Consider the following 24,324-nt stretch of genomic DNA (forward strand, 5'->3'; position numbering starts at 1 on the left):
TTCTTCTGCTTAATTTTTTGTTACATACTTATAAAATTTCACCACGACTTACTTAAAGTTTCCTCACCTATCCCAGTTAAGGTTGAGTCTTCATATTGAAAAGAACCATAATATTGACCTGGGTTGTCACCAGATGTTGCATCTACGGTAAAACCGTAATTAACTAAAGCAGCTTGCGTTGGTTTAGCACCAACACAGATGGCAACTGCAAAAGTAGTAATACCAAAATATGAAGCTAATTTCATCTGAAAATACTCCAAAGCCAAAAAATGAATAGTTGTGTAATTTCACTTAAATAGGCTTTGAAGCAATGTATATAGGTTAAGAAATAACAAACAAAAGATGATCTTCGTTAAATCTTCATATTTATCAGCTAGATATAAATTTTGTGTATAGTCCGCAAGTACCTGCGATATTGACAAAGCTAATAAAGACAGGCACTGAATGAAGTGCTAGAGCCAAATGAGAGGGACAGGGAGGTTCCTTACTCCGTTGTCCCCCTGTCTTTTTAACGAACGCCAGCAGTTTCTAAAGACAAATCCTGAAACATGGGTGTGCTGAGGTAACGTTCGCCAAAGGAAGGCTGAATCATTACAATTAAACGTCCGGCATTTTCTGGGCGTTTACCTACTTGAATTGCAGCGCACAAAGCTGCACCAGAGGATATCCCAGACAATAAGCCTTCTTCTTTTGCTAAACGGCGTCCATAGGCGATCGCTTGTTCATCGCTGACTCTAATTACTTCATCAACCAATTCCAGACGGAGGACATCTGGGATAAAGCCAGCACCAATACCTTGAATTTTATGTGGCCCAGCTTCACCACCTGAGAGAACTGGGCTATTGCTGGGTTCAACTGCGATCGCCTTAAAAGTCGGCTTGCGACTTTTTAGTACTTCTGCAATACCAGTAATCGTTCCACCAGTACCTACCCCAGCAATGACGATATCTACTTCCCCGTCTGTATCTGCCCAAATTTCTTCTGCGGTAGTTTCTTGGTGAACTTTGGGATTGGCAGGATTGCGGAACTGTTGCAGCATAAAAGCATTGGGAGTATTAGCCACAATTTCTTCAGCTCTGCGAATTGCTCCCCGCATTCCCTCAGCGCCTGGTGTCAATTCTAAAGCTGCACCATAAGCTCTGAGCATAGCCCGTCGTTCTTGGCTCATTGTCTCTGGCATTGTCAAAATCAAACGGTAGCCACGCGCGGCTGCTACCATCGCTAGAGCAATTCCTGTATTACCTGAAGTAGGCTCCACTAAAATAGTCTTTCCAGGAGAAATCGAGCCAGCGGCTTCTGCTGAGAGTACCATACTTAACCCAATGCGATCTTTCACCGAAGCTGCGGGGTTCATACCTTCTAATTTGACAACTATCCTTGCTACTACTCCCTCAGCTTGAGGAATCTTGTTCAGTTGAACTAAAGGAGTTCGTCCAATTAGTTCTGTTATGTCTTGAGCAATCCGCATTATTTAACTCCTAAAATCCTAAATCTTAGTCCAGAGTATTTACTTATAACAATCAGCTTTTGTGTATTTAATTTGTAGTGTAGTGTCAATGAGTGCATATACTATGTATTCTAACTAAACCACAAAATCTGAAAGTTTAGGAAGAACTTTTATCAGATGTTCCCATTGATTATCACTTCAGCAGAGGTTTAACTTGCCATTCTTATATTTTACCATTTGGAATTACTGACTATCGTCTCTTAGGCGGAGATTCAATTTATGTAATTCTGTATATCTGAATAACTTTTACCATTATTTGCAATATCTTTGAATACAATTTTGTTAATGTGTTTATGCCTCGAAGATCCCCTAAACTCCTTTGAAAATGCTTGCTCTTTTTTATAATCCCTCCCTTTTGAAGGGGATCGCCACAGGCGTAAAGATATTATCTGAACTGTCTTAGATTGTATTTGTTATGGAAATATAATTTAATCTCAAAACATTTAATTGTTTTTCCTAATTTCTTAGTCTATCTTTATCAGGAGACATTAATATTGTCTTTTGAGTGCAGATTTTGTCAACCTAAAATCGCATCAAAAAGAGTCTTTAAGCATTGCCTACATTGCTTTTAGGTTGAGTGCAAAAACACTAGAACCCCACCTCATAAACACTAGCACCCCGCCTCAAAAACACTAGCACCCATACCCCAATGAATTTTTATAATCCTTATCAGATATGGATTACAGGCTCTGAGTACTATTCTAATGAATTTAATAATCTTAACAGGGCTGGAGTAAACTGTTTTGTGGAGAGCGGCTGATATAAATCGTATAGGATTTACGCAGAGATTCCCCTCTACCCCCCAACATTCCTGAGCGCAAGCTTAGTGAACTAGGGGGGACTTCTTAATCTCTCTTTTGAGAGTAGGATAAACTAGATTCTAGAATCTAAGTGCGTTACTTCTGACTGAATAATCCTACGTTTTGTAGAAAGGTTAGTAATTTTTCAGTAGTCAGTAGTCAGTGGTAATTAGAAAAGTAACTGACAACTAACAATTGTAAAAATTACCGATTACAGATATTTTAATATCAAAACTGTTTGAGAGGTAGAAATATATAACTACTTTAGATAAACAGCAAAAGATATTTTCTTACTGGGTGCATACTACCTAGCAAGGGAGAGCCAAGATGAAAGCCAAACTTTTAAATGTTCTTACAGTTTGCGTCGTTACCTTAGCAGTGCTTTCACCAGAACTAGTAGTATTTGGCATAATTTGGGAGAAACATCTGGAGTTAGTAAAATCTCAGAATTTAGCTTGCGAAGTTAACAACACTACTACAGATGCTCCCGCCTTGGCTTCCCAGATAGAGGGTACACATTCCCCTCAGACTAGCATTCAATCCTCTGCTCGTAATGTGGTTCATCAAATGCTGACTGTTGCTGAACAATATAAATTTGCTGCTATTTTGCAATGGTTCTTCTTGTTAACCCCGATTTGTGTTGGGTTAGGCATTCTCTTTTACGACAGATATCTTGTTCATCGTGCTGCTGTTTTAAAAGAACAAGTTGAAATGTTGGAAAGACTGTGGCAGCAAAGTATCGAACAGTAACTTATTCACAATTTACTCACTCAAATCAACAAAATTACCATGACAGAACAACGCGAACAGCTGTATTTTAATCTGATTGATGAGTTACTGAAATGCCCTAATGGTCAGGAACCAGAAGTTTTAGAGTCTAAGCCCGAATTGATTGATTCCGGTTTAGTACAAACAATGTTACAAGTAGCAACTATGTTTGCCCATGAAGGCAATCAAGATGGTGCCCAATTTTTATTTTTTGTGGCGCGTGAGCTAGCTAAAGAACTAGGTTTATACCCAGAAGTTCCCAACACTGAAGTTGCAAATCCTGAAGTTGCAAATCCTGAAGCTGCAAATAAGGAGTAAAAATGCTGTTGACTTCAACGGATGCGGGACAAATAGCTTTAGAACTGCTGATGGCAGACTGGAATATTTCAGAAGAGAACAGAGAATGGTTCACAATCTTTAACTCTCGTCTAATTGGCGAGAGTTGGTACACTGTGGAACTAGGTGTAGAAGGATTTCCAGATAGGTGGTTTATTCAAGTATATGACAATGGAGTGTGTGATCCAAACTATACATTTATTTCACCAATTGGTGCTTCTGAAGGATTTACAGACTTTATGACTGTACCGGATATCATAGCAGAGGTCTTAGTTTGTGAACGCAATGATCGATAATAATAATTAAAAATTCCCAAGTGAGAATTCAATATTAAGATGTGTTAGTTAAATGCATTTTATTTGAATTCATAATTTTCAATATCCTAGTATTTGAGAGTATCTCACCTTCAAAAATATACCTGGCGATTAGAAATCGCAGCTACACAAACTCTCGTCCGCCTGGGCAGACTCCAGGAATTTGAAACCCACGCAGGTGGGTTTTGTCTGTATAGCAGCGAATTCTATAGCGTTTTCCGACCTAGCGAAGGTATGGCAGCCGTGCCCCTACTCGCGATATAATTTTGTACCGCATCTGAATCGGAATCGCTATATTCAAAAAGGGTATTTAAACCAATACTTTGATATTTGATTGAATATAAAGCTGCTTTAGGCAAATCTGAGGTGATACCAAATAAGGTGCATCTCTTTTTTTTATGTAATATTTAATATTTTATTTAAAAAAAATAAGCTATTTTGTCATACTTAACTGACAAAATTATGTTATATTAAATAGCGTGATGGACGCTACAGAAATATCAGTTCCAATGATTGCTGAAGATATCTTAGCCAAAGAATTCACAAGAGTCGTCAACCATTACTATCCGCAAGTTGGGGAATTGCTGGATGGGTGTTATGTGAAAGTCATCACCTGTTTTTGGGGACGACCTGCTAGACGTTTGCAATATATAGGAATTTACTGCTCTGACGAAATGATTTCCTGTGTGCAAGCTCAAAAAGAAATACTCAGAGAAATAGCAGGCAACATGGGTTTAATTCAGGTTGTCTGTATGAATGCCAAGCGATTGTTGCGCGATCCGATGTCGAAAGTCAAAGAAAACAACCCACGCCTATGGTTGGAGTTGCAGTGGGTTGGAAGTTAGTGATTCATCGCATTAATTGAGAGGGGTAAATGTTTTTGTAGTAAGGACTTTAGTCCTCAAATATTTCAGCACTAAAGTCCTTACTACAAACCTATCGACCACTAGAATAGCCAGCACCTACGGTGAGTACAAAGTATCAACGCAAATAATGAAAACTGGAATTTTCTGCAATTACGATAATTTTCACCAAGATGCTCATCGTGCCATCTTTGAGCAAGTCACGCTGGTAAAACAGGCAGAAAGCTTAGGTTTTGACGAAGCTTGGGTGAGTGAACACCATTTTAGTGAATCCAATCTCAGCCCGTCCATGTTGGTGTTAATGGCACACTTGGCGGGATTAACTTCAACTATCCAATTAGGCACGGCAGCGGTGTTACTGCCATTCCATAACCCGATTCGGGTAGCGGAAGATATTGCCACTTTGGATAATCTGTGCAATGGACGATTATTATTTGGAATTGCTAAAGGCGGCCCCTTTCCCCAACAAAATAAGCATTTTGCGACACTACCAAGTGAATCTCGTCCCAAGATGCTAGAGGCGATCGCATTGATTATGAAGCTGTTATATGAAACTGATGTATCATTTAATGGGCAATATTACCAGTGCGATCGCCTAACAATCTACCCAAAACCATTGCAAAGTCAAATACCAGTATATGTTGCCACTGGTGGTGATGACGGTATCGAGTTTGCTGCTAAACATTCCTTCAGCCTGATGGGTGGGCCACCATTTTCCCTAGAGAGATTGAAGGATACTGTTACCAAATATCGAGCCTTAAATTCTAGTGGTGCGGAAAACTTAGTGCTGGCACGCTTCTTTTTTGTTGGCAAAACATTTGACGAGGCTGTGAGTGAAGCGTTACCTTTCGTTCGCCAATTTAGCCAGAAAATGAAAGCTAATTCGGCTGAAGTATTGCAGAACAGTGCGAATCCCAACCAAAAACCATTTGATCGCACAAATATTTGTTTCGACGAAGATTATTTGATTGAGAACTCAATTATCGGTGATGTGGGGACTTGTCGAGACAAAATCAAGAAATTTCAGGACGAATTAAACTTAGGTACGCTAGCACTCAAACCCTCGTCTGCGGATCTGCAAAAAAACCTGGACAGTTTGACGCGCTACAACCAAGAGGTGCGAAATTATGTCTTCTAAACTATATTTGCTTCCTCCCGATGATTTACCTCCCACTGAGGTAACGAAACAGGATGGAATGCTGCAAATGGAGCTAGAACAGTCTACTGGTAGATGTTTTTATCAAGCCTGCGATCGCATTACCCGAGTCCTGTTATCTAATTGTCAGTGGTATCTCACAACAAATGCTAGCATCCTCACATTAATTATTGATTGCCCTGACTTAGTATCTTACTGGCATATCGTCAGTAATATTCCCCAGTTGGGTAATAGGTTAGAGCGGTTTGCTAGCAATGGGAAAATCCGCGTTTATCCGCCATTTGGCAAAGGGATGCCGTTTGAAATCAGCGTAAATGAAATATCAGCTTATCGAGATTGGCTTTGAGGTAAATAAGCACAAACTGGGAATCACACAAAATATAGTTTGTTTATCCTTACGGCTATCTTCCACCCTGCACTCCTAAAGTGCAGGGTGTGTTTTATGGAATAGAATTCACTCCCAGGCGCTCACGAATTTCGCTGACTTGGACATCCCAAAGTTGATCCCATTTTTGGGCGATAAACTTGCCGGGAGTATGAGAACCCAACTTGTAGCCACGAGATATTTCTGTCATTAAAGGTTTAAATTTAGTAGGTTCGTAAAAGCTAATTATCACCATGCCAAAGCTCAAAAGCATGACGCTGATAGGAATTGGAGTCTGAGCTAAGAAAAAAGCTTGTAGACCAATTTCACCAACTACATTTGTGTCAAATCCAGCGACTACATGATATATGTCATGGGTGGATCGCCAAAGCATTTTGAGATAGGAAATATCATCAACGATCGGAACTTTTTTGTAAAAATAGGGATCTAACCCTCTAGCTTTCATTTCTCTGGCATAAACATGACCTAAAGTCCCCTCTGGGAGTTTGCCTAAATCATCTAAATTGAAAGGGGCCGGTAGCCAGCGTTCTGTAAACAAGGCGTTAACTTCAGGAAATTTTTTCAGTTCGTCAACAGCTAGCTGTGCCATTTCTGTTTGGTCGAGTGCGTCCTCGAAGTCAAATACTCTACCAGTATTCCCATCTCCGAATTTTTGGGCACTAGATGCCAGAAATTGAATGTAAGCGAGGAGTCCTTTATCGTTATTGTAAGTAATTACATTGTCCATAGTAATTCTCTACTTGGAGATATAATTTGGCTAATTTAAATCTGAGCCTTCAATATTGGAATATGTTTATCCAATTTTTCATGAATCTTCAGAGGTATTTAGTGAAACTTTTTGCTAGAAATATGTTTAATTAAAAACACTCTATTAGAGAAGAGATGAAAAAATTAGAATGGAGATATTTAGTAATTGCAGGGCAAAGCATTTTGGGAAAATTTTGTCAGTTTAAACCCTGACTTTTTACTTCATAGGAAAAACGAAAAATCTAACCCCCTTCCCGCGTCGAGAAGGGGGAAAATTCAAAGTCTCTCTCCTAGAGAGTGGTTTTCCAGATACCGCCAAAAGTCAGATTTAAACCAGCTTTTTTATCCCAAAGCTTTGCCCAAATACTGGTTGTTTGCTTACGCTAAAATTGCCATTCCTGAAGGAGGTAAATCAACTCGCACAGTTGCGCGACGGTCGTTATGATGTTGTACAGCTACACTTTGGTTCTGCCGTGGATTACGTAAATCGGCATCGCTCCAATCACTTTTATATAAAAAATTCATGGTCGAGTCTTGGGGATGCATATAAGTATCTACTGTCACTTCTGCACCACGATTTTCTAAGCCGTTGGTATTCAGCACCATTAGTACTTCTGTGTCAAATAGCACTTGTGACCAAGCAACCAATTCGCCTTGTTCGGGAATCGAGAAGGGGGAGTTATAAAAGGATGTTTCGCGCAGGTAGTGATGTCCACGGCGCAATGCTTTGCCAATTTTATCGTGACTGTTGCGAATCCGCGCGATCGCAGCTATCCGCAAATAGGTAGGATGGTCGATATTGAAGAAATGACAGTCTGCTGTTTGAAATGCGCCAAAAGCACCGCCAAACATTGCTTCTTTGATATATCTATCTTCTGCAAACCTTCCACCTTCTATGCTGTAATCGTGATAACCTTCATTTCCATCAAAAGCCTGTTCTGTCCCATAATAAATAGCAGGAATTCCTGGCATAGTTAATTGCACACCGACAGCATGAGCGACTTGCTCATAGAGATGGGGCACATTACTGTATGCGGCAAATCGCTGCTTATTAGTACGGGCTGACATTTCCTCGTCATCCAAGATGGAGACATGATATATGCCAATTTGGCGGTATTCTCCAGCAAGATTGTTTTCGCTATACAAATCGAAAAATTGCTTGGGGTGTACTAACCCTTTTGCAAATGCAGTCAATTCATTAGGGGCGTGTACGATGTCTAATACAGCATTGAGGTTGCGAGCAATAATATCTATGTAAGCACCAGCCATACTACCGGAGGTTATTTCCCCAGTCAGTAAAAAGTTGTCTTTACCGATAGATTCGGCATATTCACGAATTGCAGTGCAGAATTTGCGGGAATCTTCTGGAGAAACGTGCTTAAGGCTATCTATCCGCAAGCCATCGCAGTCAGAAAGAGCAATCCAATATTGATAAACTCTTGCTAGGGCTGCAATTACGTCATTTTTGTAGAACCAGTTATCAGCACTCTGGTTGTAAATTACATCTAGGATGACATACATCCTGCGATCGTGGGCAGCATCAATTAAATCTCTTAAATCTTGACGGGTTCCAAAGTGGGGGTCAATATCTAAAAATTCTTGGATGCGATCGCTGTGGTAAGCTTCTAACTCAGAACGTTGTCGCCAAGGTGGATTAATCCACAGCGTTGTGACTCCCAATCGTTGTAAGTAGTCTAACTTACTCTTAATTCCTCTAAGAGTACCACCAACAAACTTTGTACCTGCTACCATCCAGCCAGCTTTGTCTTTAACTTGGAATTTGGAAGGGTTGGTATGGTCAAAAAGTTCCCTTTGATTTTCATTATCATCACTGAACCTATCTAATAGCAATTGGTACAAAAACTGGTCGCGCCAACTGATAGGACTCGGATAAACTCTCCCTCGTGGTTTCAGGTTTGTTTCGGAGAGTTGCTGGGGTGTCAATTCTTCAACTTTAGCCATGAGGACTTACGCACAGATAGGAAAATGAAAGCATGCATCTCCAATGTTGGAAAAACTACTTTCAGTTTTCATTAACCCGCAGAGGGATTTAGTAAATTGGGTGCAATTGCCTTCAGTCCAGAAGGGAATATTTTGGCAAGTATTAGCTTAGAGGAAGTTTTAAAAGTATTTTACTGTGATTTTAGGCACTTATTAATTTCCCTAACTTATCGGGATATCTAGGAAGATGGAGAACGTTTTGATACTTACAATATGACTTTTCAAACAACCTCTTGTATCAGGTTTGGTTAAATACTTATAACATCTGTAGGTTGGGTTGAGGAACGAAACCCAACGTTTTATCCTTGTTCATGTTGGGTTTCACTGCTGTTCAATTCAACCTACATTGATAAATTTTATTATAAGTAATCACCCGAACTTGATATTAAACAGTAAACGGTGTTGAGAAGTTTATAACCTTTTCAGTTAGCCATTTATACCAATTATCTAAGCCTGCACCAGTAGTTACAGAAACCTGAAAAATCTGAATTTGGGGATTTACTTCTTTTGCATATTCGATGCATTTTTGCAAATCAAAATTTACATAAGGCAGCAAATCAATTTTAGTGAGAATCATAATGTTACTAGCACGGAACATATGCGGATATTTTATCGGCTTATCTTCTCCCTCCGTGACGGAGAGAATTACGACTTTTGCATTTTCTCCCAAATCAAATAAGGCTGGACAAACCAAATTTCCCACGTTTTCAATCATCACAACGGAGTTCAGCGGCGGATTCAGTTGTTGTAAACCTCTATCTATCATAGATGCATCTAAATGACAGCCTGTTCCCGTGTTGATTTGGATGACTTTAGAACCTGTTTCTTTAATTTTTTTGGCATCATTAGCAGTTTCTTGGTCGCCTTCAATGACACTAATAGATAATTGATGCTTTAAATCATTGATGGTTCGTGTTAAAAGAGTTGTTTTTCCAGCACCAGGAGAACTCATTAAATTTAATGCCAGAATATTTCGACCTTTAAACCATCCCCGATTTTGGGCAGCTATTAAATTATTTTTTGCCAATATATCCTGTTCTAAGGATATCGTTGTATTGTGTATTTTGGCATGAATTTGAGATGCTTCTATATGAGTGTCGTGACGGTGAGAATGAGTGATGACAGTCCCATCTGCTAAAGTGTGAGTATGATGATGATGTTTATGTTCAGCTTCATCTGTTTCCAGATTTGTAATTTTGATTTCGCCATCATCAGAACAACCACAGGTTACACACATAATTCTTCTATTTCTATTTCTTTAATTTTCAGTTCTTCACCAGTAAGCAAATCTAATTGCCCGCTACCGCAGTTACAGATGCCAAATGGTTTATCTAAATCAATTTCTGCACCACATTGGCGACATCGCCCTAAACCGGGAATTTCTAAAATTTCTAATTTCGCCCCTGCTAAAACTGTATCTTGAGTGCAAATATCAAAACAAAATCGGATAGCGTCGGGCATAATGGCTGAAAGTTTGCCAATTTCTAATAAAACTCGCTGCACTTTTGCACCTTTGGCATGTTCAGATACAATTGCCACAATATTTTGAGTAATTCCAAGTTCGTGCATACTATAAAATCTATCAAATATTAACAAATTCGTGGCAATTGGTCGCCTACCAACATATCAACAATCCTTTCAGCACCAAAAACTGTTTTTAACAATACAATACCTGGGGGTGAGGTAATAACTTCGCCAATAATACAAGCATCTTTGCCCGCTGGATGTAATTTCATAGCAGATAAAACAGTTTCTGCATATTTACCTGCCACCACTACAACTAACTTTCCTTCATTAGCTAAATACAATGGGTCTAAACCGAGAATTTCGCAAACTCCGTTGACTTCTTCACGCACTGGAATAGATTCTTCAAAGAGACGAATTCCCACATTGGAACTGAGGGCAAATTCATTGAGTACTGTGGCTAAACCACCACGTGTAGCATCTCGCATAGCATGAACTTGAGGACATGCATGGAGAATAGTTTCTACTAAACTATGCAATGGCTGACAGTCACTTTCAATATTAGTTTCTAAAGCTAATTCGCCACGGGCAATTAAAATTGCTGCCCCATGATTGCCTATTTCACCATTAATTATTATGGTATCTCCAGGTTGAATATTGTGGGCAGAAATACTAACTCCTCGCGGGATGATACCAATACCAGCAGTATTAATAAATAGTTTATCGGCAGCACCACGATGTACAACTTTTGTGTCACCAGTGACAATTTGAACACCAGCTTTGTTTGCGGCTGCTTTCATACTGGCTGCGACACGCCGCAAAGTTTCTACAGGTAATCCTTCTTCTAAAATAACACTACAAGTTAGATATAAAGGTTTAGCACCGCTGACTGCTAAATCATTAACTGTGCCGTTGACGGCTAATTCTCCTATATCACTACCGGGAAAAAATAACGGGTCTACAACATAGGAATCTGTAGTAAATGCGAGTCTGTCTCCTTGTTGCATGAAACTGGCTAAGTTGAAGCTGGCTTGGTCTTCTAGTTGTGAGAGAATTGGGTTATCAAAATTGCTGACAAAGATATCATCTATTAAATCACGCATGGCTTTACCACCGCTGCCATGTGCGAGAGTTATATGAGTGTCTCGCACTTTCCCTTGGCGACGGCGGACTTGTTCGATTTTTTGAAAGAGAGGATTTTGTATTGAGTTGGTGGGGGAAATATTCATATTAAAATTTTTTCAACGCAAAGTACGCAAAGGGAAGCGCAGAGGTACGCAAAGTATTATTAGTCTAAGGAGAAGCCGCAAGCGGGGAGAGGTTCTTGAGTTATCTTTGGTTTTTGGGGGATTGTTCTTTTGGCAATTGTAGAGAGTCGCCCATATTTGTAATAGGCTGCACAAGCACCTTCGGAAGATACCATGCAAGTACCAATGGGTGTTTCTGGTGTGCAAGCTGTACCGAATACTTTGCACTCCCAAGGCTTTAAGACTCCTTTGAGAATTTCTCCACATTTACAAGCTTTATGGTCGGCTACTTTGAGATTAGGAATGGTAAATTTAAGTTCGGCATCAAATTGGGCATATTCAGGTTTAATTTGTAATCCTGAATAGGGAATGTCACCCAAGCCGCGCCAATCAAAACTATCTCGGATGGCGAAAACTTTATTTATGGCTTGCAGTGCAATTGTATTCCCACTTTTTTCTACAAGTCGGTTATATTGGTTTTCAACTTCACAACGATTTTCTAGTAACTGTTGCAACAGCATCCAAATTGATTGGAGAATATCTAAGGGTTCAAATCCTGAGACGACAATTGGCTTATTATATTGTTGGGAAATAAATTCATAAGGGTCAGTGCCAATTACCATGCTGACATGACCAGGGCCAACAAATCCATCCAGTTGTAAGTCGGGATTATCTAATAGTGCTTTGAGGGCGGGAATCACCAGAACGTGATTGCAAAACATACTAAAGTTAGGAATTTCTTCGGCTGCGGCTTGCAAAATGGTGAAGGCGGTGCTGGGGGCTGTGGTTTCAAAGCCTAAGGCGAAGAAGACTACTTCTTTGTCGGGGTTATCTCTGGCAATTTGCAGGCTATCTAGGGGAGAGTACACCATACGGATGTCTGCACCTTGTGCCCTGGCTTGCAGTAAAGTGGTTTTGGAACCGGGAACTCGCATGGCGTCGCCAAAGGTGGCAAAAATGACGTTATGATTTTGGGAGATTGCGATCGCATCATCTAATCTCCCCTTTGGCATAACGCATACTGGACAACCAGGCCCATGAATTAATTCAATGGCTTCGGGTAAAATTTCTTCGATACCATATTTAAATATAGAGTGGGTATGTCCGCCACATACTTCCATGATTTTGATGGGCTTTTCTAGCTGGCGGCATAATTTGGCGATTTCGCGGCATAAGACTTCAGCTTTTTCCGGTTCGCGGAATTCATCAACGTATTTCATAGGAAGTGAAGAGTAGTGAGTTTTATGTATCAGCTAATTTCGCTTTTGTGGTAAGAAGTTTTTTAACAAACTGCATACTCCTACGGAGAAGCAAGCTATGCATAGCGTCTCGTAGAGAAATGGTTTCCCGCAGGGTAAGGCGCAAAGGAAGAAATAAAGAAATGAATTAGACTCTTTTTCTCCGTCTGTGCGTGACACAAAAAAGGTCTATTATTTAAGTACTAATCCCTGCTTGTGCTGCTGCTAATTCTTGGAATAGTTGTAAAGTTTCTACTGCTTCTTGTTCGTTAATTCGATTCATAGCAAAGCCAACATGTACTAGTACCCAATCCCCAATACAAGCTTCGGGGGGATGTTGTTCATCTACGATACAAGCAATATTTACTTGGCGCTTAACACCACCAATGTTAACTATGGCTAATTTATGGTTAGCGTTGGTAATCTCTATAATTTGTCCGGGGATTCCTAAACACATTTTTTTCTTTGTCAAGATAAATTAACCGCACGATGGAAGAGAGACACAGAGGAAATTATTTGTGAGAAAAACTTTGTCAAATATCAACACTCATGTATTAATTGTGCGGCAGCAATAACTGCTTGTCCTAGAGATAACCCACCGTCATTAGCTGGAAATAAGCTGTGAGTGAGTACTTTTATTCCCAATGATTGTAATCCTTTGGTAACTTGCTCTAACAATATACAATTTTGGAATACTCCTCCTGTTAGGGCTACCTGATAAATCAGATTTTCTTGACAAAGATGCTTAACCATTTCCACAATTGCATTTGCTAAACCTTTGTGAAATTTGCCAGCAATTACTGCTTGTGGAATCTGCTGCTGTAAGTCATCGAGCAAGGCTTGCCACATTGGGCGCGGGTCTATACAATAAATACTATCTGAAAAGTTAAAAATAAAAGGATATATTAGCGTTTCTTTATCATTATTTAAGCTGCTAACATCTACTATAGCTTCCATTGCGATCGCAGCTTGTCCTTCATAGCTACATTCATCTCTATAAATACCGATAGCCGCCGCCACTGCATCGAACAATCGCCCCACTGATGAAGCTGGAGGAGAGTTAATCCCTTTCTCTATTAGTTGATTAAGTAGCTTGAGTGGTTTGTTTTTCAAAAATTTAAATATTTCTAAATCAGGATATTTTTGTTCGCATTCATCCCACAGATTAGCAGCTACTAAGTGGATATATGTATTACGCCAAGGCTGATAAATTGCTTGTTTACCACCAACCATTGCTACTGATTTAAATGTTGCTAGGCGTTGAAATTTCCGGTAATCTGCCAAAAGAAATTCTCCACCCCAGAGTGTACCATCGTCGCCGTAACCTAAACCATCTAAAGCAATACCTAATACTGAAGGTGAATCTAAAGGAATCCCATTTTCTGCCATGCAAGCGGCGATATGGGCGTGATGATGTTGGATTTGATGGATTTTAATTTGATTAGTTTCCGCAAGTTCTTTACCAAGTTTACTTGAGAGATATTCAGGATGTTTATCAATAGCAATTACTTCTGGTTGATGCTCAAATAAATTTAAGTATAAATTTAAAGTTTCTTGGTAAGCATTAAAAGCAGCAGCGTTTTCTAAATCTCCCAGATGTTGAGAGAGAATCGCTTCTCCTTCACGCAATAGGCAAAAGGTATTTTTTAACTCGCTACCCATTGCTAAAATTTGCGGTATTTTGTGAAATCCTGGTGGTAAATTAATTGATGCTGGTGCATATCCTCTGGCACGGCGAATTGCTTGAACTTTATCACCAAGAACACGCACAACCGAATCATCTACCCGATTAATAATCTCTCGATTGTGAAAGAGAAAATAATCAGCAATTGTTCCTAATTTTTCTCTTGCTTCGTCATTATTAATACATTGTGGTTCATCTACAAGATTGCCACTTGTTAAAACAATTGGGCGATTCATCCGCCGCAGAATTAAATGATGCAGGGGCGTATAAGGAAGCATGAAGCCAAGGGTATTTTGCCCTAATGCAACTGACGATGCTAATTGTTTTTTATCTGAAGTTTGTAATAAAACAATTGGTGCAGCAGAACTTGTCAATAATTCTTTTTCTTTAACGTTGATAGTACAATATTGTTCAATTACCTCAATATCTCGCGCCATTAAAGCAAAGGGTTTATGATAGCGCCTTTTGCGCTGACGCAGTTTTTGTACAGCAGTTTCCTGTGTTGCATCGCAAGCCAGATGAATACCACCTAACCCTTTAATTCCTACAATCTCTCCCTTTTGCAACAACGTACAAACGGCATCAACATCATCCAACATAGAGAACATAGAAGCAGTAACCGATTTACCATCAGCACGTTCTAACCAAGCTGTAGGGCCGCAAGCATAACAAGCTACAGGTTGGGCGTGAAAACGGCGGTTTTCGACATCGTGATATTCCTTGCCACATTCAGGACACATCACAAACGCAGACATACTGGTATTGCATCTGTCATAAGGAATGGCACGAATAATACTCAGGCGGGGGCCGCAATGAGTGCAGTTAGTAAATGGGTAACGATAAAAGCGGCTAAAGGGGTCGAATATTTCTTGTTGACACTGGGGACAAGTTGCGGCATCAGGGACAATTTCTGTTTTGATTGCACTATTAACACTATTAGCAATCACAAAATTATTGAAGTTAAACTTACCTTTGTAAGGAGTTCTAGTTAGTTCGTTAATTTTTGCTAATGGTGGACATTCTGTTTGCAATCTGGCAACAAATTCTGTTAATGCTTCTTCACTCCCAGATACTCTAATTAATACACCTTGTCCATCATTACAAACATCTCCACGCAAACCGCAGGCTTTAGCCAGACGATATACAGTAGGGCGAAATCCTACTCCCTGAACAGTACCGCGAACTCTAATTTCTTCAGTCGCCATATAAATCTGACTTTCAAAAATTACGAATTACAAATTACGAATTACGAATTATTAAACTGCCACAGCAATATCCGGTTATTTCCAGAATCAGCTATTACCGCCGTATTCCCACAAATTTTTATTCCGTAACACCAATTTAAGCTATCTCGTTTCGGCAGCCCGAAATTCCGATTTTCACCTTTACTTTGAAAATTGATTTGTCCCGCCAACCCATCTGCCACTACACCTTGCAGTGATAATATTGATTCTGGCTTTCTCCATCCCAACAACCGAGAATTAGCAGTATCTGCAACTACTAACCAATCTTCAGTTACCCCTACACCATAAGGCATACTCAAACTACTAGCACTTGGCAAATAAACTCCTTGATTCATTTCCACAAAATCAAAGCTTTTTTGTCCTAAAACCACTGCACAAGGGGCGTTATTTTCTGTAGGTATTCCCTGCCAAATCATCACTCGGTGATTACCTGCATCGCTGACAACTAAATTCTCTCCCCAAAAGGCGATATCGTGACACCAACGCATACTCGCTGCGGTTGGAGAACTACCGCCATTTTCATTGCGAGACATCATATCCGGTTGTCCCAAAACTAAATCAGCCGGTTGACCATTTTCTATTGGTAATTGATGCCAAATCAATACCCTTCGATTTCCTGTATCGGCAACAAATAGCTGTCCTTGATGATAAAAAATACCATAGGGCCAGTGCATTGTCCTGGCAGATGCTTCTTGACTTCCCCGATTTGGCTGATTATCGATAAAATTAGCTTGTCCTAATACCAAATCTGCTGGAACATTGCTATCTTCTGGTAAGTTTTTCCAAATCAAAACTCGATGATTCCAAGCATCTGCTACAGCTAATCCTTCGCCACAAGCACAAATCCCAGTTGGTACACTTAAGGTTGCCCTTCCTGGTGTACCTTTAGCATTTTGTCCTTCATGATAAAAGTCAGGTTGTCCAATTACCCAATCAGCTGGTTGACTATCTCTGGTGGGTAAATTTCGCCATCCTAATAACCGATGATGTCCTGTATCTGATACCCACAAAGGGCCAGTTTCTGATAATAAACAAGCACCACGAGGCCCAAACATTTCTATAGAACTCGGTGCTACAGGTATCACTAATTGCTGTGGTTCAATAATATTGCCTAAAATTACCTCTGCACCTTGAGATGATAGAGGTAAATCTTGAGAAATTTCTGTTGCTTCTGGCGGTAATTGTGATATGGGATTAATTATGATTGGGATATCCATGAACCGCAGATAGACACTGCTAATTATTTAAAAACATTAATGGCGATTAGCATGTAACAACAGTAACAATTTTTCATTATGTTTTGATCAACAAAGAAGATGCATTCCCTGGCATAAAGCAAGTTACGTCCATAATTCAGAATCAAAAAGCAATATGTCTATTTGCTTACGAAAAACACTGCAATCAAAAAGCAAACTGCGGTTTACTTGCTAAATCTACCGAAATAAGAAAGCAAACTGCGGTTTGATTACACAAAACACTAAAACTAATGAGCAAACTCCTGAAAGAATAAAACAAAGTAGCCGCAAATTCTAATACCATGTATATTTGCTGAGATGCTGACTTCGTATGATCATTTTTGCAGTTTCACAAAAACCTTATCTCCCTTAATCTTTACCAGATATGACTGAAGCGAAATATCAGGTGCAGTTAAGCATTCACCTGTCTCTAATTTGTACTGAAATCCGTGGGAAGGACAAGTAATAATACCATTTTCAACCTTACCCCCTTCTAAAGGATATCCCAAATGAGCGCAAGCATTACGGTAACATGTTACTGTAGCACCTTGACGATGTAAAATTAGCGAATTTCCCGCCAGTTGTACAGCCAATACACCAAATTCAGAAACTTGCTCAATAGTTGCTACTTTTACCCAAGTAGAAGTTATTGGCGGAGAGAAAGGAGTAGTTAAATTAGAATTTGTGGTGTAAACAGTAGGATTGTTATTAACTGCAACCACTTTGCTAATTTCAGGACAATGGTTTTTGATTGCCTGTTCTACTCCCTGAGATAAAGTTAAAGTAGAAGCCAGACAACTGCTACAAGTTCCTATTAACCTAATTTCTACCGTATCTGGTGGCTTAATTGCCACTAATTCGATATCCCCGTTATGGCTTTTTAAAGCTGGGCGAACTTCTTTAAGGGCTGTTTGAATGCGCTGTACTAATGGTGGTTTTGGTGGTTTTACTAGTTCGTGATAAAGCAGCACTGCGTATACTACTTCATCAGTAACAGCATGACGCAAAGCAGACATTGATTCTTGCTTGAGACTTTTAATCAAACTAGTCAATGCTGCTTTATGCAAAGCTTCAATTGCTCTTTTTAGACCTACTGCTACACAGCGTTGGCTTTCATCCCACTCGGATATAATTGCCTCAAAGCGGTTAATTTCCTGAACTAATTCTTCAAGGTTTGTCATTAGTCATTAGTCATTGGGCATTGGGCATTGGGCATTGGGCATTGGGCATTGGTTATTTATCAATGACAAATCACTTCATTTTGAAATCTTTGAGGAGAAATGGCATAATCATGCCTGTCATTAAGCTAGATAATGTTATTGGTAACCAGAAAGGAATGTCGACTTGTGCAAATAACACTAGCAATAACGAACCTACAAGAGTAGCAATAGCAGTTCGCTGGACAAAATATATCGGGTCGCGCAGTAACTTTCCTTTTAAAAATAACTTGGCAGAAAACCATCCAATTTCTAACATGTTTCCTCCTAATAATTTGTCAATAAATTCAGGATAGCAAGCCCTAACAAGATGGCAGGAATTACACCAGCCGGAGCAAATAATGCACCAAGCATTGCTGAAAAGCTATAGCCTATATCTTTCCCAGCTAATAGCATTCCACCAATGGCACCGCCAATCATAGACAAAGCTGTTGCGATGACTATCCAGACTAATCCTGTTGCTATGTTCAAGTCACCAGCTGCTAAACTTGTGAGAAAATCTCTCACAGTAGCGTTTGTTAAAATATCTCTCATGCTGTTTTGTTCTCCAGTCATTAGGGGAGTGGGGGGATGAAGCGGACAAGGAGAATAAGCAATGTCCAATACCCTATTGCCTATTCCCTATTTCTGCTTCAATATCTTGTAGGGCTTGGGCTACTATCTCTGCTTGTACCATTTGTTGGTTTTGGGTAAAAATTTCTAAAGCTTGTTGATAGTAAATACGTGCTTGCAAGAGGTTTTGAGGATTACCAGCTTCTGGTTTTTCTGAGTCGTCGGGTAAGTTGAATAAGGCGTTGGCTTTGTTTGAAATTGTGTTAGCGTATTCTAGAGGTGTATCTTTGGAGTTACGCACTTTTAGCGCTTCATCGTAAGCTGCGATCGCACGCAAGTTATTTTCCACAGGATGGGAACTCACTAAATATTGCAAAGCGTTCCCTAAGTTGTTTTGCAACATCGCATATTCTCTGGGATGATCGATCAGATTAATATGCTTTAGTGCCACCTCAAATGACTGTACTGCTAACCCTTGACGCAAGTATTCTCGTTCCGATGCTAGGGGCATAGAAAGGTAAGCGATCGCAATATTGTTATATAAAATCGCGTATTCCTGCGGGTAATCCTCCCAACTAAACACCCGCAAAGCCTCATGATAAGCCTGGATGCTGTCAGTTATCCGTGCCAAATTGAATGGTACAAGCGACTGCAACACCAGCCCAAAATTCATCTGCGTCTCTGCCACTTCCTGAGGCGTTGCTAATTGCTGTAAAATCGGTAGCGCTTCTTCATAACTTGCTTTCGCTTGCAGCAGCAGTTGGTAATCAGCATCTGGTATTGCCTGTAACGTCCCTGCCATTCCCACTTGGGCCCTGGCTTTCAGTAGGGGATATTCCTCACCACACATCTCATAGGCCCGGTAATATAACCCGACTGCATTCCGCAAGTCTTGGGCAGTTTTGGGCTTTTTTTGAAAGCCCTGCGCTATCTCGATCAGCATCTGGATTTTTTCCTCTGCTGAGGCTGACTCCGATGCAACAGCTGCTAACGCAGCCTTCACCGCTGAATCTGTAATGCTGGGGGTCATAACTCTGCCGTACTCTAGCCAATTGGGAATTGAGTCTGTCAACGCCCACGAATGATTAAGACACGCTTTTGCATCTCATCACGGGCCATACTGATTTACGCAGGCTTCGAGTCCTTTAGGCGGAATTCCCCTTTTTTATCTCAGACTAGGAATTAGTGACTAGTGATTGGGGATTAGGGACTGAGAATTAGGGAAGAGTTTTCCCCAGTACCCAGTACCCAATCTCCAATACCTAGTCCCCAGTCCTTAAAATATAAAACACCCTATTTATAAAATTCTAGGGGGAAATTGCCAATATTAATGTCAGCTTTAAACACCTAATATTTTTAAAATATTTTTTGTATCATCACTTAACACAATCTGAATATTTTTTATTGAATTGTTGACATACATATAGGAATAGCTCAATTGAAACATCATCAATCGGCATAGAAACAGTTAAACAAATTATCAAACCCGAATCAACTGCGACAACAAAAGCTTTAGAAATAGTTAACAGTGCCCAACAGGAACATTCTAGATGTTGCTACTACTACTATTAGATAAAATATACAATTGATACAGACAGCATTGTATTTGTCTCCTTTTGTGGGGGTTTATAAAAGGCGATAGCCTTTTCCATGTACTTAATATTAAAGTATCTATTTATATTTGTTAATATAAATTCCAAAATTATGTTAATAATTATAGAGCTTTAACCATAATGTATTAGCCCGTCGAGATTCTTTACTTTAATATCAAGATAATAACATGTTCTTTATCTTGACCTTTTTTCATGACCAATTAACTCAAATATCGCATCAGTATTGACTCTAGCTGGACTATCCGAATTGGCTTAACGAGGTAGTCATTGGCATTACCTGGCAGCTTGGTAATTTCCTCTTCTAAAGGTTCGCTAAAGGTCATCATCACAATTGGTAAATCTTCCCCAAAAGGTTCTTGTCTAAGGATATTCAGTAAATTGAATATGCGAACATCCTCTACTAACTGGAAATCAAAAAAAACTAAATCTGGTTGGAGGTTTTGCACCTGTTTTAAAAAGTCGTTACCATTATCTATCCACTTGACTTGGTAGCCAATTGTGTGGAGATAATCTTGTAACACTGTGGCAGTGTTTTCCTCTTCTTCCACAAGCAAAATGGTTTTATTTGTGGGGATGGCTGGCGAAGAAGAGAACAACGAGGATAAGGGAAAATCTGCTCCCTCATCTGTCTCATCTGTTTTATCTGCCTCATCTCCTGGATGCACTGGATTTGGTAGAAACAGAGTGAACTGACTACCTTCTCCCAAAGTTGATGTCACAGTCACATCTCCACCATGCAAACGCGCTAATTTGCGTGTTAAAGCTAAACCCAAACCAGTGCCTTCATACTGCCGATTTAACTGGCTGTCAAGCTGTTTAAAAGGTTCAAATAGAAATTGAAACTGATTTGAGTCTATACCAATTCCAGTATCTGAAACTGTAAATGTTATCCCTTGTGGTACTTTTTTAACTACCAGCGACACCTGACCGGCTGGGGTGAATTTAACGGCATTGGTGAGTAAGTTGAGTAACATTTGCTTGATGCGCCGCTCATCAGCAATACAAATATCCGCTTCTCGGTCAATTTCATGTGTAAGTTGCAATCCTTTTTCTAAGGCGCGATCGCGCACTGTCCACATGGCATAATTACATAAATCTGACACTGCCAAAGATGATAGTAACAGTTCCTCTTTGCCTGCTTCTACCTTAGATAAGTCAAGGATATCGTTAATCAGTGCCAGCAGATGTTCACCACTACTATATATACAATTTACATATTCGTTCTGCTTTTCATTGAGAGAGCCAACTATTTCTTGTTGCAACAACTGCGATAAACCCATAATCGCATTGAGAGGCGTCCGCAACTCATGGCTCATGGTTGCTAAAAATTCACTTTTTGCCCGACTGGCAGCTTCTGCTGCTTCTTGAGAGGCACGTAGTTTCAACTCTGTTTGCTTGCGTTCAGTAATATCCTCAATCATCGCTAGAAAAAAATCAGGTTCACCATTGCTGCCTGGTATAACAGAAACTGAGATATGAGTCCAAACTAAGCTACCATTTTGATGCAGGCAGCGTCTTTCCATCTCAATGCGATGTCTTTCGGCAAGCTGTTCCTGATGTTCGGAGGGTTGTAAGCTGTCCCTCGAAGTTCTCTTTAAGTCTGTGCGAATTCCTGACATCAGTTGTTTGTAAAGTTTTAAATCCCCCCTTTGTGTGAAAATGTAATCTGTAAAGCGCTTGCCGTATAGTTCTTCTCGGCTGTATCCTAAAATCTCGCACAGTGCCACATTAGTATCGACTATCTGCGCTTTCATATTTATAAGTCCAATGCCGATAGAGGAACACTCAAAAATCGCCCGAAATTGCGCTTCACTCTGTCGCAGTGCTTCCTGCACAACGTTTCGCTCGCTTGTTTCTATAGCTAGCGTTACGAAATCTGCAATCGAACCAGCAAAAGTATCTTCTTCCAAAGTCCATTGGCGATTTTCGCCTATGTGTTCGTGACAGACTACGCCTACCAAACGACCCTCTAGCCAAATCGGTGCATCTAGTATAGATGTGATGCCCAAAACTGAAAGATAAGACTCGGATAATTCTTGGGTTCTGGTATCGTTTCTGGCATCATCTGCGGCAATGGTACGTTCCTCTTCTAAAGCCTGGAAATAAGCAGGACAATTTGTTTTTAAAAGTGAGTTACCAAAGGTATGCTCCTTAGTCCTTACATCATACAAATCAATACATTCAATTTTTGAACGTTCTTCATTATATAACCATACCCCAACTCGCTCAACCAAAAGCGTCTGAGCAGCAGTTTCTGTGATTTCCCTCAACACCGCATTGAGATTACCTTGTTGAAATGTCTTGCTTCTTGCCAGTTGCACTAGGGTCTGGCTTTGTTTTCGCCGACTATTTTCTCTGATTTGTAAAGCCTCTTGGGCCTGGTTTTGCTCTGTAATATCTCTAGCTGACACCACCTGCATTACTTGCCCTCAAGAAGAAATAATTTTTCCTTGCAGTTCTACGGAAAAAGGAGAACTTTCTTTGTATAACTACAATTACTTGATATGGTTTTTCATAACCGGAAAATATAATTTTTATAATCAAGTCTTCTGATTCTGAATAACGAGTTACAAGCTAGATTTTGCTCATTACTTCCATTACTTCATGCCAGTGATTTTTGCCAGGGGATAATTAGCATTTAAAAAAATTCTACTCTCAAGTAATTCCACTATTAAGTAAAGATACTGTTAATTAGTATAATATTTTGAATTTAGGTCTGAGGACTGGGAAAATTTTTTCTTAATCCCCAATCCCCAGTCCGCAGTCCCCCATCCCCAGTTAAATTTATTGCTTAGTGCTGACTACCAAAATACCCTTGATTCTCCTAGAGAAAGATGCCTAAAGACTTAGATTTTGCAAAAATTGGGTTATCGGCAGCTTTTGTGGAGGTGAAGTGATGACGGAAAGTAGTGTGAGAATTGTTTCCCTGATTCCTGGTGGAACAGAGATTTTAGCGACACTAGGGTTGGTTAATGCTATTGTGGGGCGATCGCACGAATGCGATTACCCTCCAGAAATCCTCAATCGCCCCATTTGTACCCAAGCACGTTTAAACAGTGATGCCTCCAGCAGCCAAATTCACGATGAAGTGAATAATTTATTGCAATCTGCTCTCAGTATTTATGAAATAAAAACAGATGTTTTAGAGCAATTGCAACCTACCCACATTCTCACTCAAGACCAGTGCGACGTTTGTGCTGTTAGCTTACACGATGTTGAAAAGGCAGTTGCTACACTCATTGACAGTAAACCTCAGATTATTTCTTTACAACCCAATATTCTCCAGGATGTTTGGGCTGACATTGAGCGAGTCGGCAACACCTTTGGCGTAGACTCGGTAAAAGTCTTAGAAAATTTAGAAGCTCGCGTCAAAATTTGTCAGCAAAAAAACCAAGGACTTTCTTTACATGAACTCCCTACTGTCGCCTGTATTGAGTGGACTGATCCTTTGATGATGGCTGCGAATTGGATTCCTGAATTAGTCAATTTAGCAGGAGGACAGTCTCTATTTTGCACTACAGGTCAGCCTTCTCCGATCTTGCCGTGGGAAACACTATTAACAACTAATCCCGATGTAATTGTTTTTATGCCTTGCGGCTTTGATTTAAATCGGACTCGCAAAGAAGCCAATTTATTAACTCAACGTCCAGAGTGGGAAAAACTACACGCTACCGAAGCTGGTAGGGTTTTTATTACTGACGGCAATTCTTACTTCAATCGTCCAGGGCCAAGACTGGTAGATTCTCTAGAAATTTTGGCAGAAATCTTGCATCCAGAAATTTTTCAATACGGCTACAAAGGAACTGGTTGGGAACGTTTGTAAAGAAGAATTCAGTATGAATTCGAGTCCGATTGTTACCTAGCTTGTTGAAGTACTGAGTGATATCAAGTCCGGTTAATTACTTATGATTACCGCATCCGTGCAAAAGTCAGGAAAACCTCTTTCTCCCTGC

The 24,324-nt window shown here is 40.0% G+C and carries 23 protein-coding genes; 7 read left to right on the plus strand and 16 right to left on the minus strand.

Annotated elements, in window-relative coordinates:
* Positions 1-38 precede the first annotated feature (38 nt).
* A complete protein-coding gene (locus tag HWQ44_RS20100; protein WP_292722158.1) occupies positions 39-245 on the minus strand; it encodes a hypothetical protein in 207 nt (68 codons plus the stop codon).
* Positions 246-508: 263 nt separating this feature from the next.
* Positions 509-1,468 (minus strand): cysteine synthase A, encoded by a 960-nt coding sequence (cysK, locus tag HWQ44_RS20105; RefSeq protein ID WP_292722161.1) that lies wholly within the window; start codon positions 1,466-1,468, stop codon positions 509-511.
* 1,166 nt (positions 1,469-2,634) lie between these two features.
* Here cysK and HWQ44_RS20110 point away from each other — a divergent pair.
* The 6 genes from HWQ44_RS20110 to HWQ44_RS20135 all read left to right on the plus strand — a co-directional run bounded on the left by HWQ44_RS20110 (position 2,635) and on the right by HWQ44_RS20135 (position 6,090).
* Positions 2,635-3,057: a hypothetical protein gene (locus tag HWQ44_RS20110; protein WP_292722163.1), complete on the plus strand. Its 423-nt coding sequence runs from the start codon at positions 2,635-2,637 to the stop codon at positions 3,055-3,057.
* Positions 3,058-3,096: 39 nt separating this feature from the next.
* Entirely contained in the window at positions 3,097-3,393 is a 297-nt protein-coding gene (locus HWQ44_RS20115) for a hypothetical protein (protein ID WP_292722166.1), read from the plus strand.
* A 2-nt stretch (positions 3,394-3,395) separates the two neighbouring features.
* A complete protein-coding gene (locus tag HWQ44_RS20120) occupies positions 3,396-3,707 on the plus strand; it encodes a hypothetical protein (RefSeq protein WP_292722169.1) in 312 nt (103 codons plus the stop codon).
* A 500-nt stretch (positions 3,708-4,207) separates the two neighbouring features.
* Positions 4,208-4,570 (plus strand): hypothetical protein, encoded by a 363-nt coding sequence (locus HWQ44_RS20125; protein ID WP_292722170.1) that lies wholly within the window; start codon positions 4,208-4,210, stop codon positions 4,568-4,570.
* 148 nt (positions 4,571-4,718) lie between these two features.
* Positions 4,719-5,726 carry an LLM class flavin-dependent oxidoreductase gene (locus HWQ44_RS20130; protein WP_292722173.1) on the plus strand — a complete coding sequence of 336 codons (1,008 nt, stop codon included), beginning with the start codon at positions 4,719-4,721 and terminating at the stop codon, positions 5,724-5,726.
* Positions 5,716-6,090 (plus strand): hypothetical protein, encoded by a 375-nt coding sequence (locus tag HWQ44_RS20135; RefSeq protein ID WP_292722175.1) that lies wholly within the window; start codon positions 5,716-5,718, stop codon positions 6,088-6,090. The genes HWQ44_RS20130 and HWQ44_RS20135 overlap by 11 nt, the downstream gene beginning before the upstream one ends.
* 94 nt (positions 6,091-6,184) lie before the next feature.
* Here HWQ44_RS20135 and HWQ44_RS20140 read toward each other — a convergent pair whose 3' ends face one another.
* The 14 genes from HWQ44_RS20140 to HWQ44_RS20205 form a co-directional block, all read right to left on the minus strand.
* Positions 6,185-6,856: a Coq4 family protein gene (locus HWQ44_RS20140; RefSeq protein ID WP_292722179.1), complete on the minus strand. Its 672-nt coding sequence runs from the start codon at positions 6,854-6,856 to the stop codon at positions 6,185-6,187.
* Between the two features lie 398 nt (positions 6,857-7,254).
* Positions 7,255-8,838, minus strand: a complete 1,584-nt coding sequence (locus tag HWQ44_RS20145) for an alpha-amylase family glycosyl hydrolase (RefSeq protein ID WP_292722184.1) — start codon at positions 8,836-8,838, stop codon at positions 7,255-7,257.
* A gap of 424 nt (positions 8,839-9,262) precedes the next feature.
* On the minus strand, positions 9,263-10,114 hold the full coding sequence (gene hypB / locus HWQ44_RS20150) for a hydrogenase nickel incorporation protein HypB (RefSeq protein ID WP_292722187.1): 852 nt from the start codon (positions 10,112-10,114) through the stop codon (positions 9,263-9,265).
* Positions 10,105-10,446, minus strand: coding sequence for a hydrogenase maturation nickel metallochaperone HypA (hypA, locus tag HWQ44_RS20155; protein ID WP_292722190.1), 342 nt, complete (start codon positions 10,444-10,446; stop codon positions 10,105-10,107). Before hypA ends, hypB begins: the two co-directional genes overlap by 10 nt.
* A 20-nt stretch (positions 10,447-10,466) precedes the next feature.
* A complete protein-coding gene (hypE, locus tag HWQ44_RS20160) occupies positions 10,467-11,570 on the minus strand; it encodes a hydrogenase expression/formation protein HypE (RefSeq protein ID WP_292722193.1) in 1,104 nt (367 codons plus the stop codon).
* A gap of 59 nt (positions 11,571-11,629) precedes the next feature.
* A complete protein-coding gene (gene hypD, locus HWQ44_RS20165) occupies positions 11,630-12,808 on the minus strand; it encodes a hydrogenase formation protein HypD (protein ID WP_292722196.1) in 1,179 nt (392 codons plus the stop codon).
* Between the two features lie 214 nt (positions 12,809-13,022).
* Positions 13,023-13,283 (minus strand): HypC/HybG/HupF family hydrogenase formation chaperone, encoded by a 261-nt coding sequence (locus tag HWQ44_RS20170; protein WP_292722217.1) that lies wholly within the window; start codon positions 13,281-13,283, stop codon positions 13,023-13,025.
* 83 nt (positions 13,284-13,366) lie between these two features.
* Positions 13,367-15,715, minus strand: a complete 2,349-nt coding sequence (gene hypF, locus HWQ44_RS20175) for a carbamoyltransferase HypF (RefSeq protein ID WP_292722199.1) — start codon at positions 15,713-15,715, stop codon at positions 13,367-13,369.
* Positions 15,716-15,756: 41 nt separating this feature from the next.
* Positions 15,757-16,971 carry a hypothetical protein gene (locus HWQ44_RS20180; protein ID WP_292722202.1) on the minus strand — a complete coding sequence of 405 codons (1,215 nt, stop codon included), beginning with the start codon at positions 16,969-16,971 and terminating at the stop codon, positions 15,757-15,759.
* A 353-nt stretch (positions 16,972-17,324) separates the two neighbouring features.
* A complete protein-coding gene (locus tag HWQ44_RS20185) occupies positions 17,325-18,170 on the minus strand; it encodes a NifU family protein (protein WP_292722204.1) in 846 nt (281 codons plus the stop codon).
* A 70-nt stretch (positions 18,171-18,240) separates the two neighbouring features.
* Positions 18,241-18,465: a hypothetical protein gene (locus tag HWQ44_RS20190; RefSeq protein ID WP_292722206.1), complete on the minus strand. Its 225-nt coding sequence runs from the start codon at positions 18,463-18,465 to the stop codon at positions 18,241-18,243.
* A gap of 8 nt (positions 18,466-18,473) precedes the next feature.
* Positions 18,474-18,740: a hypothetical protein gene (locus tag HWQ44_RS20195; protein ID WP_292722208.1), complete on the minus strand. Its 267-nt coding sequence runs from the start codon at positions 18,738-18,740 to the stop codon at positions 18,474-18,476.
* Positions 18,741-18,813: 73 nt separating this feature from the next.
* On the minus strand, positions 18,814-19,788 hold the full coding sequence (locus HWQ44_RS20200) for a hypothetical protein (protein WP_292722210.1): 975 nt from the start codon (positions 19,786-19,788) through the stop codon (positions 18,814-18,816).
* A 783-nt stretch (positions 19,789-20,571) separates the two neighbouring features.
* The gene (locus tag HWQ44_RS20205; RefSeq protein ID WP_292722212.1) at positions 20,572-22,791 is read right to left on the minus strand and encodes an ATP-binding protein; all 2,220 of its coding nucleotides are present in this window, start codon (positions 22,789-22,791) and stop codon (positions 20,572-20,574) included.
* Positions 22,792-23,267: 476 nt separating this feature from the next.
* Between HWQ44_RS20205 and HWQ44_RS20210 the strand changes: the two genes are divergently transcribed.
* A complete protein-coding gene (locus HWQ44_RS20210) occupies positions 23,268-24,194 on the plus strand; it encodes a cobalamin-binding protein (RefSeq protein ID WP_292722214.1) in 927 nt (308 codons plus the stop codon).
* Positions 24,195-24,324 lie beyond the last annotated feature (130 nt).

Origin of the sequence: Nostoc sp. JL34, assembly GCF_017114945.1 — a bacterium.
GTDB lineage: Bacteria > Cyanobacteriota > Cyanobacteriia > Cyanobacteriales > Nostocaceae > Nostoc.